General features: G+C 71.6%; 13 protein-coding genes. 3 read left to right on the top strand and 10 right to left on the bottom strand.

The features are described from left to right. Window positions 1-76: 76 nt before the first annotated feature. On the bottom strand, window positions 77-916 hold the full coding sequence (gene rsmI / locus QWJ39_RS14340; RefSeq protein WP_290258588.1) for a 16S rRNA (cytidine(1402)-2'-O)-methyltransferase: 840 nt from the start codon (window positions 914-916) through the stop codon (window positions 77-79). Between the two features lie 155 nt (window positions 917-1,071). On the opposite strand from rsmI, the gene QWJ39_RS14345 reads away from it, so the two are divergent. Then, the gene (locus tag QWJ39_RS14345) at window positions 1,072-2,838 is read left to right on the top strand and encodes a phospholipid carrier-dependent glycosyltransferase (protein WP_290258522.1); all 1,767 of its coding nucleotides are present in this window, start codon (window positions 1,072-1,074) and stop codon (window positions 2,836-2,838) included. 62 nt (window positions 2,839-2,900) lie between these two features. Then, window positions 2,901-4,730, top strand: a complete 1,830-nt coding sequence (locus tag QWJ39_RS14350; RefSeq protein WP_290258523.1) for an AMP-dependent synthetase/ligase — start codon at window positions 2,901-2,903, stop codon at window positions 4,728-4,730. 65 nt (window positions 4,731-4,795) lie between these two features. Here the strand turns inward: QWJ39_RS14350 and QWJ39_RS14355 are convergent, their stop codons facing one another. From QWJ39_RS14355 to QWJ39_RS14380, 6 genes are all read right to left on the bottom strand, one after another. Next, on the bottom strand, window positions 4,796-6,079 hold the full coding sequence (locus QWJ39_RS14355) for a TIGR01906 family membrane protein (protein ID WP_290258524.1): 1,284 nt from the start codon (window positions 6,077-6,079) through the stop codon (window positions 4,796-4,798). Window positions 6,080-6,229: 150 nt separating this feature from the next. Further along, entirely contained in the window at window positions 6,230-7,465 is a 1,236-nt protein-coding gene (locus QWJ39_RS14360; protein ID WP_290258525.1) for an Ig-like domain-containing protein, read from the bottom strand. Continuing rightward, on the bottom strand, window positions 7,444-8,670 hold the full coding sequence (locus tag QWJ39_RS14365) for an Ig-like domain-containing protein (protein WP_290258526.1): 1,227 nt from the start codon (window positions 8,668-8,670) through the stop codon (window positions 7,444-7,446). Before QWJ39_RS14365 ends, QWJ39_RS14360 begins: the two co-directional genes overlap by 22 nt. Before the next feature lie 166 nt (window positions 8,671-8,836). Beyond that, a complete protein-coding gene (ahcY, locus tag QWJ39_RS14370; RefSeq protein WP_290258528.1) occupies window positions 8,837-10,315 on the bottom strand; it encodes an adenosylhomocysteinase in 1,479 nt (492 codons plus the stop codon). A 139-nt stretch (window positions 10,316-10,454) separates the two neighbouring features. Then, window positions 10,455-10,700: a hypothetical protein gene (locus QWJ39_RS14375; protein WP_290258529.1), complete on the bottom strand. Its 246-nt coding sequence runs from the start codon at window positions 10,698-10,700 to the stop codon at window positions 10,455-10,457. 96 nt (window positions 10,701-10,796) lie between these two features. Continuing rightward, window positions 10,797-11,204, bottom strand: a complete 408-nt coding sequence (locus QWJ39_RS14380) for a DUF3499 domain-containing protein (RefSeq protein ID WP_290258530.1) — start codon at window positions 11,202-11,204, stop codon at window positions 10,797-10,799. Window positions 11,205-11,325: 121 nt separating this feature from the next. Here QWJ39_RS14380 and QWJ39_RS14385 point away from each other — a divergent pair, with 121 nt between their 5' ends. After that, window positions 11,326-11,826, top strand: a complete 501-nt coding sequence (locus QWJ39_RS14385; protein WP_290258531.1) for a metallopeptidase family protein — start codon at window positions 11,326-11,328, stop codon at window positions 11,824-11,826. Here QWJ39_RS14385 and QWJ39_RS14390 read toward each other — a convergent pair. The 3 genes from QWJ39_RS14390 to QWJ39_RS14400 are packed head-to-tail and all read right to left on the bottom strand — an operon-like array spanning window position 11,823 to window position 17,648. Next, complete coding sequence (locus tag QWJ39_RS14390; RefSeq protein ID WP_290258532.1) at window positions 11,823-13,541, bottom strand: DUF5719 family protein; 1,719 nt, start codon at window positions 13,539-13,541, stop codon at window positions 11,823-11,825. The genes QWJ39_RS14385 and QWJ39_RS14390 overlap by 4 nt on opposite strands. Continuing rightward, complete coding sequence (locus tag QWJ39_RS14395; protein ID WP_356903563.1) at window positions 13,534-17,103, bottom strand: glycosyltransferase family 2 protein; 3,570 nt, start codon at window positions 17,101-17,103, stop codon at window positions 13,534-13,536. Before QWJ39_RS14395 ends, QWJ39_RS14390 begins: the two co-directional genes overlap by 8 nt. Continuing rightward, window positions 17,103-17,648, bottom strand: a complete 546-nt coding sequence (locus tag QWJ39_RS14400; RefSeq protein WP_290258534.1) for a WhiB family transcriptional regulator — start codon at window positions 17,646-17,648, stop codon at window positions 17,103-17,105. Before QWJ39_RS14400 ends, QWJ39_RS14395 begins: the two co-directional genes overlap by 1 nt. Window positions 17,649-17,807 lie beyond the last annotated feature (159 nt).

Genomic DNA, 17,807 nt, shown 5'->3' on the forward strand with positions numbered 1-17,807 from the left:
TCTACGCTTCCGCGCACTAGGAACCGGGCAGGCCGCTGTGCAGCTGCACAAGGTGCGGCGGGCAGCCGCTGGGGCTTCAGCGGGCGGCCAGGACGGCGGCGTAGAGTTCGCGTTTGCTGACCCGGGTGTCCTCCGCGACCGCGGCCACGGCCTCCTTGAGCCGCATGCCCTGGGCGACCAGGGCGTTGACGTCCGCCACGTGGTCTTCCGGCTTCCCCGGCTCGCGCTTGGGAGCCCCGGCGACGACGACGGCGATCTCGCCGCGGATCTCGGAGGCCTCGGCCCAGCGCAGCAGCTCGCGCAGGTCTCCGCGGATGACCTCCTCGTAGGTTTTGGTCAGTTCGCGGCAGACGGCGGCCCGGCGAGCGGCGCCGAAGCGTTCGTGCAGGGCCCGCAGCATCGGCTCCAGCCGGTGCGGGGCCTCGAAGAACACCATGGTGCGGGACTCGTCGTCGAGCTCGGCGAGCCTGCCAGCCCGCTCCCCCGCCTTCCTCGGCAGGAATCCCTCGAAGCAGAAGCGGTCGGTGGGCAGGCCGGAGAGGGCCAGGGCGGTCAGCACGGCGGAGGGGCCGGGGGCCGCGGTGACGGTGATGCCGTCCGCCACGGCCGCCTCGACCAGGCGGAAGCCCGGGTCCGAGACCGAGGGCATGCCGGCGTCGGTCACCATCACCAGGGTCTTGCCGGACCGGACCTGGTCCAGGAGTTCGCCGGTCTTGGCCACCTCGTTGTGTTCGTGGTAGCTAATCACCCGTCCGGCCACCGTGATGCCGAGGCTCTGGACCAGGCGGTGCAGGCGGCGGGTGTCCTCGGCCGCGACGATGTCCGCGGTCTCCAGGAGCCCGATCAGCCGCGCGGAGGCATCGCCGACGTTGCCGATCGGGGTGGCCGCGAGGACGACCCGGCCCTGGCCGGAGATGCTGCCGGAATAGCTGCCGGCGAAACTGCCGGAAGAGCTCCCGGGGGACGTGCCTGCGGGGGCATCGGACTGGGGGCTGCTCGGCTCGGATTCCACAGCACCAGCCTACTGCCGCCCGGCGCGCGGGACCGACCCGGCCGGCTGCCGCCGGTAGCATGGGCTTCGTGACGCAGACCCCCATGCGGTCAGCCGGGGCCGCGCCGACCCCCGCCGACGCAAGCACGCAGCAGCCCGCCTCATCCCGCCGACGTTCGGCCGGTGCCGCCGGCGGCGGCCGGAACCTCGAGGGGCACCGCTGGATTGCCCGGCCGAAGGAGGCGTACACCCTCCCCGCCCTCACGCGGCGGCTGATCGGGGACCTCGGCAGCTGGCGGGACTACCCGCCGTCTTTGCGTCTCTGGTACTGGCTGATCCCCACCCTCACCGCGGTGCTGGGCGGCATCCTGCGTTTCGTCCGGCTGGACACCCCGCACAACCTGGTCTTCGACGAGACCTATTACGTCAAGGACGCCTACTCCTACCTGGTCAGCGGGTACGAGCGGGCATGGCCGGACAAGGCCAACGATTCCTTCATCGCCGGCAACCCGGGCGTTCTGCTGGACAGCCCGGAATACGTCGTGCACCCGCCGGTGGGCAAGTGGATGATCGCCGCGGGCATGTGGCTGTTCGGGCCGGAGAGTTCCTTCGGCTGGCGCTTCGGCGCGGCCCTGACCGGCACCCTGTCCATCCTGTTGCTCGCCCTGATTGCCCAGAAGCTCTTCCGCTCCCTGACCCTGGGCGCGGTAGCGGGACTGCTGCTGGCGGTGGACGGCCACCACCTGGTGATGTCCCGGACCTCGCTGCTGGACATCTTCCTGATGTTCTGGATCCTGGCGGCGTTCGGCGCGCTGCTGATGGACCGCGACGACGGCCGGCGCCGGCTTGCGGCACGCCTCGCAGCGCAGGCCTCCGCCTCGCAAGCATCCACCCTGCAGGCTGGTGTCCCCACGCGGCTGCAGCTGGCCGCCGGCCCCTGGCTCGGGGTGCGCTGGTGGCGCCTCGCCGCGGGGGTCTGCCTTGGCCTGGCCGTGGGCACGAAGTGGTCCGCGCTATTCTTCCTGGCCGGCTTCGGCCTCCTCACCGTGTTCTGGGACCTCAGCGCGCGCCGGATCGCCGGGGTGCACGGCTGGATCGCCGGCGGCATCCTCAAGGACGGACTGCCGGCGTTCCTGAGCATCGTCCCGGTCGCCGGGCTGGTCTACCTGGCCACCTGGACCGGCTGGTTCCAGTCAAGCAACGCCTACTTCCGGCACTGGGCCGAGGCTAACCCGTCCGCACAATGGGGCTGGATCCCCAACGCGCTGCGGTCCCTGGCGCACTACCACCTGGAGGCGTACAAGTTCCATCAGGGACTCAGCGCTGACCACCCGTACAAGGCCAGCGCCTGGAGCTGGCTGGTGATGGGCCGGCCGACGTCGTTCTTCTACGAGTCCCCCAAGCAAGGCACCGGCGGCTGCGAGCTGCCCAGCTGCACCTCGGCCATCCTCTCGGTGGGCAACCCGCTGATCTGGTGGAGCGCCGCCGTCGCCCTCGGCGTGCTGCTGTTCTGGTGGATCGGCCGCCGCGACTGGCGGGCCGGGGCGGTGCTGGCCGGCGTCGGCGCCGGCTACCTTCCCTGGTTCATGTACCCGGAGCGGACCACCTTCTTCTTCTACGCGGTTTCCTTCGAGCCCTTCCTAGTCCTCGCCCTGGTTTACTGCCTGGGGCTGGTGCTGGGCCGCCGGACGGACCCGCTGTGGCGGCGGCGCTCCGGTCTGCTGGTGGTGGCCGTCTTTGTCGTCGGCGCGGTGCTGCTCTCGGCGTTCTTTTATCCGGTCTGGACGGCCGAAGTGATTTCCTACCAGGACTGGCGGGCCCGGATGTGGATGCCGTCCTGGATCTAGGGCAGGATTACTAGCGGACACCCGGTCACCGGCCGGCCGACCCGGAACGGGAGAGACGCGACGTGAGAGAAGCCAGCACCGGACTGCTTGTGGAGCTGGATCCGGACAGTAATGTCACGGACCTGCTGCTGGAGCAGTACGCCGAGGACCCGGTCCGCGCCCTGTACGCCCGCAAGGGTCCCAACGGCTGGACGGACGTGCCGGCCAGGCAGTTCGTGGAGCAGGCCCGATCCCTGGCCAAGGGCCTGATCGCCGGCGGCATCGTCCCGGGCGACACCGTGGCCGTCATGTCCGCCACCCGCTACGAATGGACCGTGGTGGACTTCGCCATCTGGTTCGCCGGCGGCGTGACCGTTCCGATCTACGAAACGTCCTCCGCCAGCCAGGTCGAATGGATTTTGCACGACTCCGGCGCCCGCCGCGTCTTCGTCGAGGACCAGGCCAAGGCGGACCTGGTCCAGGGCGTCCTGGACTCCTCCGCCCTGCTCGCCGAACGCGTCCTCGGCGTGGTCCGGATGGACTTCGACGGCGCCGCCCCCAATCTGGCAAGCCTGGCCGCCGCCGGCACCGGCGTCACCGACGCCGAGTTGGAGCGGCAACGGTCCGCGGCGGGCCTGGACGACGTCGCCTCCCTGGTCTACACCTCCGGCACCACGGGCCGGCCGAAGGGCTGCGAGATCACGCACGGAAACTTCGCGCTCGTGGCCAAGAACATCGTCCTGTTCCTGCCCGAGATACTGCTGAACCCCTCCAACCGGACGCTGATGTTCCTGCCGCTGGCGCACGTGCTGGCCCGCGCCGTGCAGGTGGTCTGCCTGGCCGCCGGCACCACCCTGGGCCACACCGGCAGCGCCAAGGAACTCCTTGAGGATCTGGGCACCTTCAAGCCCACGTTCCTGCTGGTGGTGCCGCGGATCTTCGAAAAGGTCTACGCCGGCGCCTCGTACAAGGCCGCCGAGGCGGGCAAGGGCAAACTGTTCGACGCTGCCGCAGCCACCGCCGTCGAGTACTCCCGGGCGCTCGACGCCGAGTCCCGCGGCGAGGGCCGGGGACCCGGCCTGCTGCTGCGCACCCGGCACGGGCTCTTCGACAAGGTGTTCTACCCGCGGCTGCGGCAGGCGTTCGGCGGCCAGCTGGGCTACACCGTCTCCGGCGCCAGCCCGCTGAGCGCCAACGACGCGCACTTCTTCCGCGGCGCCGGGATCCCGGTGCTGGAGGGCTACGGACTGACCGAGACGACGGCCCCCTGCACGGCCAACACACCGTCCCTGACCAAGGTGGGAACCGTGGGCATCCCGATCCCCGGCACCACCATCCGGATCGCCGACGACGGCGAGATCCTGGTCAAGGGCATCGGCGTCTTTAAGGGATACCACGCGAACGAGGCGGCCAACGCCGAGGCCTTCACCGACGGGTTCTTCCGCACCGGCGACCTCGGCGCCCTGGACGAGGACGGCTTCCTGACCATCACCGGCCGCAAGAAGGACCTGCTGGTCACCGCCGGCGGCAAGAACGTGGCACCCGGGCCGATGGAGGAAAAGATCCGCGAGCACCAGCTGGTGGCCCAGGCCGTGGTGGTGGGCGACGGGCGGCCGTTCGTGTCCGCGCTGATCAATCTGGACCCCGAGGGCCTGGAGAATTGGTGCGCAGCGCAGCGCATCCCCGTGATGGGTGCCGCCGAGGCGGCCTCATCCGAACTGGTCAGGGAGGCTTTGCAGGCCGCCGTCGACGACGCGAACCGGCTGGTCTCCAAGGCCGAGTCGATCCGCAGCTTCGTGGTCCTGGACGCCGACTTCACGGTCGAGTCGGGCCACCTGACCCCGTCACTGAAACTGAAGCGCGCCGCCGTCGTCCGGGACTACGAGGAGCACATCAACCGCATCTACGGCTGAGCGTGCGGCGGGGCGGGAGCCCCGCCGCACGCTGTGGCCGTGCGTGGCAGCCGCGGAGGTTGTGACTAGGACTGCGCGGGTCCGGCGGGGGCGCTTGCGCCCTTGGATGCCGCTTCCGGGGCGGCGTCCGTGGACGGTTCCGACGCAGCGTTCGGCACGGCCGTAGTCTCTGCGGGCGCCTCCGTGGCCGGGGTGCCGCGGCGCTTGAAGCGGCGGCCCTTGAGCGCCGCCTGGGAGGACGTGTCGGCGTCCGTCAGGCCGCCGGCCGCCGGCGCGTCGCCGGCAACGCTGTCCTTCGCCTTCCCGGTCCGGGGCGGCAGGCCGCGGCGGCGCCGGGTGGGCCAGGTGAGGATGAGGGTCAGCAGCGAGGCCAGCAGCACCAGTGCGCCGATCGCGATCCCCGCGTCGCTCCAGAACTGGGCCGGGAAGAGCCGGATCAGGGTGTCCTGCAGCGAGAACGTCCAGGTGCCGTTAGCGAAGAAAATCTGGTGGAACTCTGTGAAGAACTGTTCCCAGCCGAGCACCGCCAGGACGCCCAGGCCGATGATGATCACCAGGGTGGCGATGGAGCCGGCGAAGAGTCCGCGGCGGACCCCGCCGGTGCTGCGGCGGCGCAGGTAGAGGATGGCGACAAGGCTGACGATGCCCAGCAGTGTCCCGGCCGCGAAGGAGGAGAGCATCACGGTTTTGACGTCGGCCATGTGGCTGACCTCGCCGGCCTTGAACAGCTTCTCCCCGCTGCGGTTCACCAGTTCGCCCAGGTAGCGCGGGCCGGACCAGTTGCCCAGGTAGTCCACGGCGTAGGAACCGTAGGTCATCCGGTCATCGATGTTGAAGCCGTAGCCGTCGCCCGGGAAGCCGGGACGGTTGTATTCGGCCCAGAGGAACAGCGGGCTGGTCACGGCGCGGACGGCGAGCACCAGCAGGATGACCGGGAAGCAGACGGCCAGCAGGACCTGCATGACCCGGGGGGCCACGGGCTTGGCGTTGGCGGCCTGCTCGCGTTCGGCGTTGCGGCGCTCGACCTCTTCCTGGGGCGGGCGCACGTGCAGGGCCGAGGTGGGGAGCGCCTCGTGGTAGGCCTCCTCCCCCGCGGGACGGCCGACGGCGGTGGCGCCGCCGGCGCGCTCGTCGGTGCGGCGTTCGTCGGTCCGGCGTTCGGCGGCGAGCCGATCGGCGCGGCGGCCTTGGCGTTCACCGGGTTCTGCAACGCTGTCATTGCCCGGGGCCGGCTTCGAGGCGGCGGCGCCGGAGGGCTTCATCCACTCGAAGGCGGGCTCGTCCGTGTCCCCGGCGGGATCCAGGTCGGGCTCCGGCCGGTTCGGAGGGGTGGCACTCTTCTCAGTCACTGCTGCTTCGCTTCCGTCGGATTCCGCGCGTCCGGGCGTCGAGCCGGGCCGCGCCTCATATCTGTTCTCGAGCCTACCGTCAGGGTTTCGGCCCCGGGGAGGTGCCACCCCGGACCGTCACCGATTCGTGGCCAAACTCCCCGCGCTCCCCTACCGCTTGGCATACACGTTCCAGGGGATGTTCCAGTCGCCGAAGCCCTCGAGGGGTTCCACCGGCGGAGCGCCCGTGTTCAGGGTCTGGACCACGTCGCCGGGCTTCATCGTGGCGAAGAACCACGCGGCGTCCGCCGGCAACAGCCCCACGCAGCCGTGCGAGACGTTCGCCCGGCCCACCGCGCCCCAGGCCGATTCCAGGGCCTGGTGCACGTACACGCCCGACGTCGTGAGCCGGTTGGCGTACTCGACCGTCAGTGGCGGGTAGTAGCCCTTGTCCCCCGGCTTGAGCCCGATGCTGCCTGCGTTGAACCGGGAGCTGCGCTCCTGCTCCATGATCACGGCGTACCCCGTCGGGGACAGCCAGTCCTCCCCGCCGAGGGTCACCGGCGCGGTGCGGGCGAGGGCGCCGTCGATGTAGACGTTCATGGTCTTGGTGGTGTCGTCCACGACGGCGATCCGCTGCGGGCCCACCGTGTAGCCGATCCGGGTGTCCGCGTTCCCCACCATTCCGTTGCCGAAGTCCACCCCGAAGAGGCGCAGGTCCACGCTGACCGTGGCGTTGGCGGCCCAGAAAGTTTCCGGCCGGATCCGGGCGCGCCGGTCCGAGTACCAGTGCCAGGCCACGGGCTGGCCGGAGGATGCCGTGACCGTCACGGCCCGCTCCAGCGCCTCCTTGTTTTTCACCGGTTCGCTGAAGATGATCTCAAGCGGCTGGCCGGCGCCGAGGGTGCTGCCGACGCGGGGGTAGACGGCGGCGTCGGCCTCATTGGCGGCGGCCACCGTGGTGAACCGCTGCGCCCGGACTGTGGTCCGCCCGGCGCCGTCGACGATCGTGAAGCGATACCGGTAGACGGTGTCAAAGTCGAGCGGCTGCTCCGCCGTCCAGGTGGAGCCGTCGGCGCTGAGGCTGCCGGGGACGGGGCCGCCACCGTTCTCGGGGCGCAGCGTCACCTCCAGCACGCGGCCGTTCACGGCCTTGACCGCGGGCAGCGAGGCCGGGTTGACGCCGGTGGCACCGTCCAGCGGCGTCACGCCAAGTTCCAGCGGCTGCAGCACGGGGACGGCGAGTCCGCTGACCGAGCGCATCGGCGCGGACGCCTCCGACGGCAGCTTTTCCTCAGCCCAAACCGGGGCGGTGGCGGATCCGATGCCGGCCGCGGCCAGGAGGAGGCAGATGCCCGCGACGGCGGGCAGCCTGCTCCGGCGCTTTAGTTGGCGTACTGGGCCCATGGGATGTTCCAGTCGCCGTAGCCGTCGTCGAACGCGGCGAAGTCGCCCTCGGTGTTGACCACCTGGACCACGTCGCCGGCGGTCATGTTGTCGAAGACCCACTGGGCGCCGTCGGGTCCCAGCCCGATGCAGCCGTGCGAGAGGTTGGCCTTGCCGATGAAGGGCAGGGCGGAGTCGGTGGCCTGGTGGATGAACTCGCCGCTGGGGGTCAGCCGGGTGGCGAAGTTGACGTCCAGCTCTCCGTAGTAGGCCGGGTCACCGGGCTTGAGGCCGATCGAGGCGGCGCTCATGTGCTCCACCCGGTACTTCTCCATCAGCACCAGGTAGCCGCGCGCCGAGGGGAACCGGGTGTCGCCCATGGTGGTGGGCCATTCGCCGACCTGCTGGTCGTTGACGAAGGCCTTGAAGGTGTGGGCGGTGGCGTCGGCGATCGCGGTCTTCTTGTCCCCGATGTGGATGGTGACCTTCTTGTTGAAATTGCCGATCTGGCCCTTACCGAGGTCGACGCCGAAGAGCTGCATGTCCATGGTGATGGTGCTGTTGGCGGCCCAGAAGTTCTCCGGCCGGTACCGGACCATGGTGTTGCTGAACCAGTGGAACTCCCCGGGCTGGCCGGAGGTGGAGGTGATCTTGATGGCCTTCTCGACAGCGTCGCGGTTCAGGACCGGTTCGCTGAAGGTGATCTGGATCGGCTGCGCGACGCCCACCTTCATCCCGTCCAGCGGGTAAATCGCGGCGTCGGCCTCGTTCGCGGTGGAGACCGTGGTGAAGCTGCGGGTGGAGGTGGTGCTCCGGCCGGCGGCGTCGATGACGGTGTAGGTGTAGGTGTACCGGGTATTGAACTTCAGCGGCCCGGACGCGGTCCAGCTGGAACCGTCCGCGCTGAGCGTGCCATCCACCGAGCCGCCGGATTCGCTGGTCAGGGATGCCCGGTCGATCCGCCCGTTGCCGACCTTCAGGGTCACCGGCGAGGCAGGGTTCACGGCCGTGGCGGCGTCCGCCGGGGCCGCGGTCAGCTGGACCGGCGGCAGCACCGGGTAGGCCAGTCCCGGGGTGGACCGCTCCGGCGAGGAAGCCTCGGAGGCAAAGGACGGGTGGGCCAGCGGCCCGGCCGCGGCGAAGACTCCTCCGCCGGCTCCCAGCACGCAGACAGCGGCCAGGACGATGGCCTTGCGGCGGGTGCTCCAGGTTTTTGAGACGGTCACGATACTCGGGTCCTTCCAGACGTCACCTTGCCAGCATAGGGGCAAACGGGCGCCGGACCGGGCCGGACCGAGGCACGATACGGTCACAAAAAGGCCCCGGGCCCGCGGCGGGTGCCGTGGGCCCGGGGCCTTCCCGGGAGACTCAGGGGATGTTCCCAGTGAGCTCCTAGTAGCGGTAGTGCTCCGGCTTGAACGGGCCGGCAACGTCGAGGCCGAGGTACTCCGCCTGTTCCTTGCTCAGCTCGGTCAGGGTGGCGCCGAGGGCGTCCAGGTGCAGCCGGGCGACCTTCTCGTCCAGGATCTTGGGGAGCACGTAGACCTGCTTCTCGTACTCCTTCTCACCCTCGGGCTGGCCGGCCTTGGTGAACAGTTCGATCTGCGCGATCGTCTGGTTCGCGAAGGAGTTGCTCATCACGAAGGACGGGTGGCCGGTGGCGTTGCCGAGGTTGAGAAGGCGGCCCTCGGAGAGGACGATGATCGACTTCTCCCCGTCGGTGCCCTCGTTGAAGACCCACTCGTGGACCTGCGGCTTGATCTCGACCTTCTTGACGCCGGGGATGCGGGCCAGGCCGGCCATGTCGATCTCGTTGTCGAAGTGGCCAATGTTGCCCACGATCGCCTTGTCGCGCATGCCGGCCATGTGCTCGGCCAGGATGACGTCCTTGTTGCCGGTGGTGGTGATGAAGATGTGGCCCTCGGCGAGCACGCTTTCGAGCGTGGCCACCTGGTAGCCGTCCATGGCGGCCTGCAGCGCGCAGATCGGGTCGATCTCGGTGACGATCACGCGGGAACCCTGGCCCCGGAACGCCTCGGCGGCGCCCTTGCCGACGTCGCCGTAGCCGCAGACGACGGCGACCTTGCCGCCCATCAGGACGTCGGTGGCGCGGTTGATGCCGTCGGGCAGGGAGTGGCGGATGCCGTACTTGTTGTCGAACTTGCTCTTGGTGACGGAGTCGTTGACGTTGATGGCCGGGAAGAGCAGCTTGCCCTGTTCGGCGAGCTGGTACAGGCGGTGCACGCCGGTGGTGGTCTCCTCGGTGACGCCCAGCAGGCGGGAGCCGATCCGGGTCCACTTCTGCGGGTCCTTTTCGAGCGAGGCGCGCAGGACGGACAGGAAGACCCGGCCCTCCTCGGACTCGTCGTCGCCGGCGGCCGGGACGGAGCCCAGGGCCTCGAACTCGGCGCCCTTGTGCACCAGCATGGTGGCGTCGCCGCCGTCGTCGAGGATCATGTTCGGGCCCAGATCCGGGTTGCTGTCCGCACCGGGCCAGGTCAGGATCTGCTCGGCGGTCCACCAGTATTCCTCGAGCGTCTCGCCCTTCCAGGCGAAGACGGGGACGCCCTGCGGGTCCTCGACCGTGCCCTGGCCGACGACAACGGCCGCGGCGGCCTCGTTCTGGGTGGAGAAGATGTTGCAGGAGGCCCAGCGCACCTCGGCGCCCAGCGCCGTGAGGGTCTCGATCAGCACGGCGGTCTGCACCGTCATGTGCAGGGAGCCGGCGATCCGGGCGCCCTTGAGCGGCTGGCTGGGGCCGAATTCCTCGCGCAGGGCCATCAGGCCCGGCATCTCGTGCTCGGCGAGGCGGATCTGGTGCCGGCCGGCCTCGGCCAGGGAGATGTCGGCAATCTTGTAATCGAAGGTCATGAAAATCCTTTGGAGTAGCCGGGTTGGAAGCGTCGGGTTGAAAGCACGGGGCTGTCAGGGGTTCGGAGCCGCGGGCGGTTCCGATGGGAGGCGGCCGGGGCACCCTTGGTGGGGTGCCGCGCCCGCCCTGGGGCAGGTGCTAGTCCGCGGCGTGGCGGGGTCCGGCGGGCGCGCCGCCGTCGTGCTGGTCGGACGCGGCGGAGCCGGCGGCGGCCAGGAGTTCGGGCGGGAGCAGCAGCGGAATGCCGTCTTCGATGCCGTAACGGAGGGTGCGGCCCTGCGCGTCGGGGCTGGTGGCAACGAGTTCCTCGCCCTCCTGCACCAGGGTGGAGCCGGTGACCGGGCAGCGCAGCACGGAGAGAAGTTCGGAACTGATCAATGGCACGTTAAGACCTGGCATGGCGAAGGCTCCCTGGGGGCGCCGCGTCGGGCGCCGGTGGCTTACGGAAAGTTCTTCCCCAGCCTACCGCTGATTCGGGGCTCAGGAGGGTTCGCGGAGGACGCGCAGGTGGCCGCGCCGGGCGCCCTCCGGGGCGGCCGGGGCCTCCAGGGCGGGATGGCTGGCACGCTGCCCGGGGGCCTGGGCCGCGTCGTTACCCTGGCCGGTGGCGGCCGGGCGTCCGGCGGCCTCACGGACGGCGTGGGCCAGGGCCAGCAGGTCGTCGGGGCCGGGCCCGGCGGGCGTCGCGGGCATGGCCAGGCGGAGGACTTCCCAGCCGCGGGGCACCGTCAGGGACCCGGCGTGCTGTTCGCAGAGGTCGTAGCAGTGCGGTTCGGCGTAGGTGGCCAGCGGGCCGAGAACGGCGGTGGAGTCGGCGTAAACGTACGTCAAAGTCGCCACCGCCGAATTCCGGCAGGCGGACCTTGAACAGAGACGAATTGCACCCACGACACCACAGACTACTCCCCTGCACGGTTCCGGGGCCGCATTGAAACACCGCAGGAGGGGCCCGCGCCCGCGTACGGCCCGTCATATCGCGGAATCAGGGCGCCGGGTTTAGAGTCGAGGTATGCAGTCTTTGCCCCACGATTCCGGCTTTACGGTGCGGCTCACGGAGCCCGGCGCCGCCGCGGGCGGCCGTGTCCGGGGCTTCCGCGAACGCCGCAGGAACCGCCATGGCCGCGGCCTGCGCGGCGAGCTGCTGATGCCCACCCTGCCGGGGTACCGGACCCGCGCGGAGCGCTTCGACGACTTCGTCCTCGATTCGGCCCAGCGCCTGCACGACATTTGGGGCAAGCCGCTGGACGGGGTCCGGTTCGCGGTCGAGGACATCCCGCCGCAGCTTGAGCAGCTCGTGGCCGAGGGCTCGCCCGCGCCGATGGGTGCCTACGCGCCGGCGACGGCGGGCGAGGGCCCGGTGATCACGCTCTACCGCCGCGTGGTGGAGCAGGCGTGCGGGAGCCGGGAGGAACTCGCGGACCTGGTGCACGACGTCGTCGTCGAACGCACCGCAGAGATGCTGGGCGTTCCGCCCGAGACGCTCGACCCCGTCTACCGCCGCCGCTACTAGTAGCCGAGGGTGACGGCGACCTTTTCCTGCCCGGCCGCGCCCGGGGACACCGGTACCGTGGCCACGTCCGCCTTGCCGTCGCGTTCGAGCAGGACCGCGCCGTAGGCCGCCTCCCCCGCCGCCGACACCAGGTAACCCACCACAGCGGAGCCTTCCACGTCGGCGGGGACCTGGACCGATGCGGTCGTGCCGCCGGCGATGTCCGCCGTCGTGGCACTGCGGATTTTGCCGTCCGCGGTGACCGGCGTGTAGGAGATGGTGGCGCGCCCGTCCGGGGCGCCGAACATCAGAAAGCGGCTGCCGGCCGCCGGGACCGGTACCAGGTGCTGGCTGCCGAGCCGGATGGCGGACGGCGCCCAGGCGACGTCGGTGGGGTCCTCGGCCTTGAGCCCGCGGGTCACGCGGGCGGCCGCGGTGAAGGAGACGTCGGAGCTGGCCGAGACGGTGTAGTGCCCGGCCGGGACCCCCGCGAGCGGGACGGTGGTGACCGAGCCGGCCTTGGCGGTGACGACGCCGCCGCCGGGCAGCGGCTTCTGCCCGTCCCGGCCGTACATCTTGACCTCCACGACGGCGTCCGCGGCGCCCGGGACGGCGATCTGGAGCGCGGGGCCGGCGTCCCCGAAGCCGGACTTGGCCGTGAGCGGGCCGAGGGCGGCAGGGTCCTGGATGTCCAGCCCGGTGATGGCCTGCCGGGTGGCGGGGCCGGTGCCGGGGGTGATGAAGTCGACGCCGCCGGGCGTCAGTCCGCGGAGCACGCTCTGCTGGATGACGGCGGCCACGGGGCCGCCGGTGCTGCGCACCCGCACGGCCAGGCTGTCCTGTCCCGGGGCGAGGCCGGCCAGGACGATCGAGCGGGTGGTGCCGGGGGCAACCAGCAGGCCGCGGCTGCCCGGGGCCTGGATGACGCCCTTGGCGCCGAAGAGGTCGAGGTTGACCGTCGCCGGGGTGCCCGAGGCATTGCTCAGGTTCAGCACGGCGGTCCGGCCCAGGGAGGTGTCCGCGCCGACCAGCCAGAGATCGTTGGCGGGATTTTGGCAGGCCGCGGCGGCGGTGCCGCGGAGGTCGCCGTCGTCCGCGGCGTAGCTCATGGCGGCGGCGGCGGAGGGCTGCTGGTCCCCGAACGCGTCCGCGCTGAGGACGCTCACGGCGTCGATCCCGCGCTGGGCGACGGCGGCGCGGGGTGCCGGCGGTGTGCCCGCTGGGGCCGGAGCCGGGCTGGCGGTGGCGGGCGCGGCCGGGGCCTTCGCCAGTTCCACCAGCGGACTGCCGGTGAGGCCGGCGAGGCGGCTGCCGGGGAGCACGCCGGACCCGTTGCCCAGGACCAGGACGGAGACGGCGCTCTTGGCCGTGGCGGACTCGGGGCTGAACTGCGGGTCGGTCCCCACCGGGGTGGCCTGGAGCAGCCGGGCCGGGGCGGGGCACACGGCCACGAGGTTACCGGCCGGGACGGCGGCCTGAGGTGCCGTCAGCGGGCTGCTGCCGGAGGTTCGGGGCGCCAGTGCCGTGGCGGCCACCAGTCCGCCGCCGGCGGCCACTATGACCACGCCGGCGAGGATCCCGCCCAGCGGGCGGGCCAGGGTCTTCAGCCGCCGGGCTGTTGGCCGGGAATCAGTGGGCCGGGATTCCTTGCCGCGGGCGCTGCGGTCCCGTTTGCCGTCGTACGGACCGTCGCCGGAGTTTTCGGGCCGGGCCGCGGGGTGCTGTTCGTCAGGCATGCTGGTGTTCCTTCCGCAGGGACGCTTCGTCCCGGGAGATGCCGGCATTGCGGCGGCGGGCAGGCATGGGGATGGCCAGCAGCACGGTCAGGCCGATCACGACCGCCTGCCCGATGCCGGTCCAGAGCGCCCAAGGGCTCTCGTAGCGGATGCTGAGCTGGCCGCCGCGGGCCGGCAGTGTGAAGGCCTGTGCCCAGTCCGAGGTGGTGGCGGTGAGCCGCTTGCCGTCCAAGAAGGCGCTCCATCCGGGGTCGGCCCGTTCGCTGAGGACCACCAGCCGGCCCTCGGGACCGTCCGGAACCGGAGCCTCGGCGTCCAGCGGTCCGGCGGGCAGGAGTCCGGTGGTGGCGCCGGAGCCGTCGACGATCCGCAGCCGGTGTGCCACCTCCGCGGCGTCGGCGGGGCCCTGCTGGCTCCGGTGCAGCGGGGTGATACGCCACAGCCAGCCGACGTCGGTCTGCCCGACGGCGACGAGGCCGGGGACGGCGTCCATGCGGCTGGCCGTCAGCTGGGCCGAGCTGTCCGTGGCCGAGAGCACCACGAAGCCGATGCCGAATTCCTCCAGCTGCTGGCGCGGATCCACGCCCTGGCCGGCGACGATGGTGGCGACGACGGAGCGGAGTGAGCCGTTGACGGCGTCGTCCAGCCGGACGGATTCCTCGCCCGGGGCCCCGATGACGGGCCGGGCGGAGGCGATCGCGGACAGGGCGTCCAGGGTGGTCCCGGAGCCACGCATCAGCGAGGCGGCGAATCCGCCGTTGTCCTGTGCGGAGATCACCAGGGTCCGGGCCTGTTCGGGACCCTCGCCGCGGTCGATCGCGGTGGCGGGCAGCGCCGTGGCCCGGCCCGGCTGAAGCAGCCGGGAAACCCCGAGCGCACCGTCATCGGCGGCGGCATCTGCGGCGTCGGTGCCGGCGGCAGGTCCCGTGGCCGGGGTTCCGGTTCCCGCGGATCCGGTGGAGGCGGCCCCGGCTGAGGCAGTTCCGGCGGGGGCGGCCGTGGTCTGCAAAACGTTGTGCGCGGACCACGCCGCCAGCCCTGCAAGCGGCCCCGCGACCAGAAGCACGACGGCGGCCGCGGCGGCGCCCTTCACCAGGAAGGCAGGGACCGCGACTGCACGGGCCGGAAGTGCCCGGGAGGTGGTGGGCCCTTCCGTTGCGGTGTCGGCGGCCGACTCGGCCCCCAACTCGGCCCCCGACTCTGCCTCAACGGTGACGGACCGGGTGCGGGCTGCGGCCGCGGCGTCCAGCAGGGCCTCGGCACCGAGCAGCGCCGCGCCGAGCAGGAGGAAAGCGGCGGCAGACACGGCCGGTCCGGAGAACGGGGAGACCAGCACCTCGGCGCTGGCGGCGACGGCGAGGTGGCCGGCGAGCCAGCTTCCGGCCAGCAGTACGAGGGCCGCGGCCCACAGGCTGCGCGCGAGGCGGGGCCGGCGGCCGGTGCCGCGGCGGCCCGGAAGGAACAGCGCGGCGAGCGCCAGCACCAGGACGGGAACCCCTGCCAGCAGGACCAGCAGCAGCGCCCACGGCACGGGGCCGGGACCGAAGAGGGACAGCCCGGTCAGGCCCGCGCCGGCGTCGAAGCGGAGCGGCTGGCCGAGCGCCTGCTGCCACAGCGGCGCAGCGTCGAAGCCGAGCGGCAGGCCCGGGTCGGCGAGCAGGGCCCGCGGGCGGTCCATGGCGGAGAGGGCGAACGGAACGAACAGCGCCAGGCTGGGAAGCAGCGACCACCAGAGCGTGCGTCCCCGGCGGCCCAGCAGGACCGCGCCGAGGACGATCAGGACCAGGGCAGGCACCAGGAGCGATGGGGCGGCGGCGGTGACGACCGCCAGGGCGAGCCCGGCGGCGGCCGCGGCGGTCCAGGACGGCGTCCCGTTGATGCCGGGTTTGATGGGGGGCTTCTCGGTAAAGCGGCGCTCCCCCGGCGCGGGCACCGCGAAGCGGCCGCGGCCGGGGACGGTGCCGGTGGCGCGCAGCAGCGCCAGGACCAGCAGCGGCAGCATCACGTGGGCCACCAGGGCACCCAGTCGGCCCTGGTTCAGGGCCACCTGCAGCGCCGGGGCGCCGGCCCAGGCCAGCGCGGCGATGAACCGCAGCCGGCGCCGCCGGGTCAGGGCCCCCGCGGCGAACCAGGCCGTCAGGGCCGCCAGCGGCATGGCCAGCAGCAGCAGCCACACGACCGAGGCGTTGGCGTTCCCCGCGCCGAGGACGCCCAGGAACCAGAGCACGAAACCGAAGGGATCCCCGCGCCCTGGCAGCCCGGCCCCAAGTTCCACCCACCAGCCGGTGGCGTGGTCCCAGATCCTGCCCAGCCCGGTGGAGAGCGGGATCAGTGCGCCGCCGGTGACGGCGTCGGCCCGGAAGATGTTCAGCAGCCCTGCCACCGAGGCCGCGGCCGCGAGCAGCACCGCCAGCAGCGCGCCGGCTCCCACCCAGCCGCGGTCCGTTGCGGCCAGGGCGGCGAAGTCGTCGGCGGCGTCGCCGCTGGGCTGCTCGCCCAGCGGGTCGTGGCCCGGCATACCCTCGGCGTCGTCCGAGCCGAGGGACTCGATCAGGGAGCGCCGGTGGGCCCAGACCTCGCGGCGGTGGGTCTGCAGGCCCTTGATCACGGAGCGGCGGATCCGGCGGGTGCGCGCGGCGTTGCGGCGGCCGCGGAGGACGGCGGCGGGCCGGGCGAGGGCGCCGAGGGTGGCGACCAACTGGGCCAGGCCATGGCCGGGGTCCTTGAGCGCGATGCTCAGGACAAGTTTGAACAGGCTTCCCAGCAGGGCGCCGATGGCATGCAGGGGCACCTTCCAGGCCGAGGCGTGCTTGAGCCGCAGGTGGACCTGGGCCTTGCGGGCGGCTGCGGGGGTGCCCTGGCCGTGCGGGCGGTGCGCCACGTGGAACATGCGTGCCGTCGGGACCACCACCACGCGGTGGCCGGCCAGGCGGTTGCGCCAGCAGAAGTCGACGTCGTCGCCGGTTCCGGGCAGGGCCGGGTCGAATCCGCCCAGCTGCTCCCAGACGTCCCGGCGGACCAGCATGCCGGCGGAGTTGACGGCGAAGGTGTCGCTGCGGCCGTCGTACTGGCCCTGGTCGAGCTCGTCCGCCTCGATCAGGGTGAGCCGCTCGGCCCAACGGCTGATGGAGAGTCCAACGTCGATCAGGCGCCGCTCGGAGTGCCAGTCGAGCTGCTTGCAGCCCGCCACCGTCACCGAGGGCGCGCGTTCGACGGCGTGCAGCAGTTCCGCGAGGGCCTCGGGGGCCGGGGCGGCGTCGTCGTGGAGCAGCCAGACCCATTCGGCGTCGGCGGCCATGCCCTCCCGGCGCGGGGCCAGGGCGGCCAGGCCGGCCTGCACCGCTCCGCCCATGCCGGTCCGGGAGTGTTCGACGGCGGTGACGTTACCGGCGCCGAGCGCCTGCGCCAACAGGGCCGCCGAATGGTCGCGGGATCCGGTGTCGACCCCGATCGCGGCGTCCGCGGGGCGCGTCTGCGCCGCCAGGGCCGCGAGGGTTCTGGGGAGGTAGTCACCGCCGTCGTGGGCTACCACGACGGCGGTGACTCGTACTTCTTGAAGAATTAGACTGCCCGCTTCCTAAGCCTGCGGCGTTCCCGCTCGGAGAGGCCGCCCCAGATGCCGAAACGCTCGTCATTGGAGAGTGCGTACTCCAGGCACTGCGAGCGGACGTTGCACGCGCCGCAGACCTTCTTGGCGTCCCGGGTGGAGCCGCCCTTTTCGGGGAAGAATGCCTCGGGGTCAGTCTGGGCGCACAGCGCGTCCGTCTGCCAGCCCAGCTCGCCTTCGTCGTCGAAGTCCTGCTGCGCGGGGAGACCGATCCAGATCGCCTGGGTTACGGTGCCGGCGTCGGGGGCCTGCACCTCCATGGGCGGGTCCAGCGGATCGTCGTCGAGATCCGGGTTCCCCGCCAGGAGAGCCTCATGGGCTGCGAGGAAGGCCGTGGCCTGGTCCTCCAGCGCGTCCTTGGTCTGGCCGTTGTAGCGGTCCGCGGCCTCCGGATCGGCCGGGTCCACGTACCAGTCGCTCGGCACTCCGCGTGAACGGTATTTGGCCGTCGCCTGGCCGGCGACAACTTCCTCTTCATGGATACGCTCTGCAAGCCCCATTGGCGTTTCCCTCTCTGATTGGCAGCCCCTGCTTGACCCACGGACACTCGGTTGAGCGCCGGCTGTTGTGCGGTGGCTTTCGTTCCCTAATTACACGTGTGTAAGTATGGGGGAGTCAAGCGGCAGCAGGGATAATAATCAATTCCTTGGGAATTCCTG

It is taken from the genome of Arthrobacter sp. YD4 (genome assembly GCF_030410515.1).
Classification (GTDB): domain Bacteria; phylum Actinomycetota; class Actinomycetes; order Actinomycetales; family Micrococcaceae; genus Arthrobacter.

What these genes read in the sequence shown, in the direction of transcription:
- QWJ39_RS14345 (WP_290258522.1), top strand. Translation starts at nt 1,072, where the DNA reads ATGGGCTTCGTGACGCAGACCCCCATGCGGTCAGCCGGGGCCGCGCCG.
- QWJ39_RS14360 (WP_290258525.1), bottom strand. Translation starts at nt 7,465, where the DNA reads ATGGGCCCAGTACGCCAACTAAAGCGCCGGAGCAGGCTGCCCGCCGTC.
- ahcY (WP_290258528.1), bottom strand. Translation starts at nt 10,315, where the DNA reads ATGACCTTCGATTACAAGATTGCCGACATCTCCCTGGCCGAGGCCGGC.
- QWJ39_RS14385 (WP_290258531.1), top strand. Translation starts at nt 11,326, where the DNA reads ATGCAGTCTTTGCCCCACGATTCCGGCTTTACGGTGCGGCTCACGGAG.
- QWJ39_RS14390 (WP_290258532.1), bottom strand. Translation starts at nt 13,541, where the DNA reads ATGCCTGACGAACAGCACCCCGCGGCCCGGCCCGAAAACTCCGGCGAC.
- QWJ39_RS14400 (WP_290258534.1), bottom strand. Translation starts at nt 17,648, where the DNA reads ATGGGGCTTGCAGAGCGTATCCATGAAGAGGAAGTTGTCGCCGGCCAG.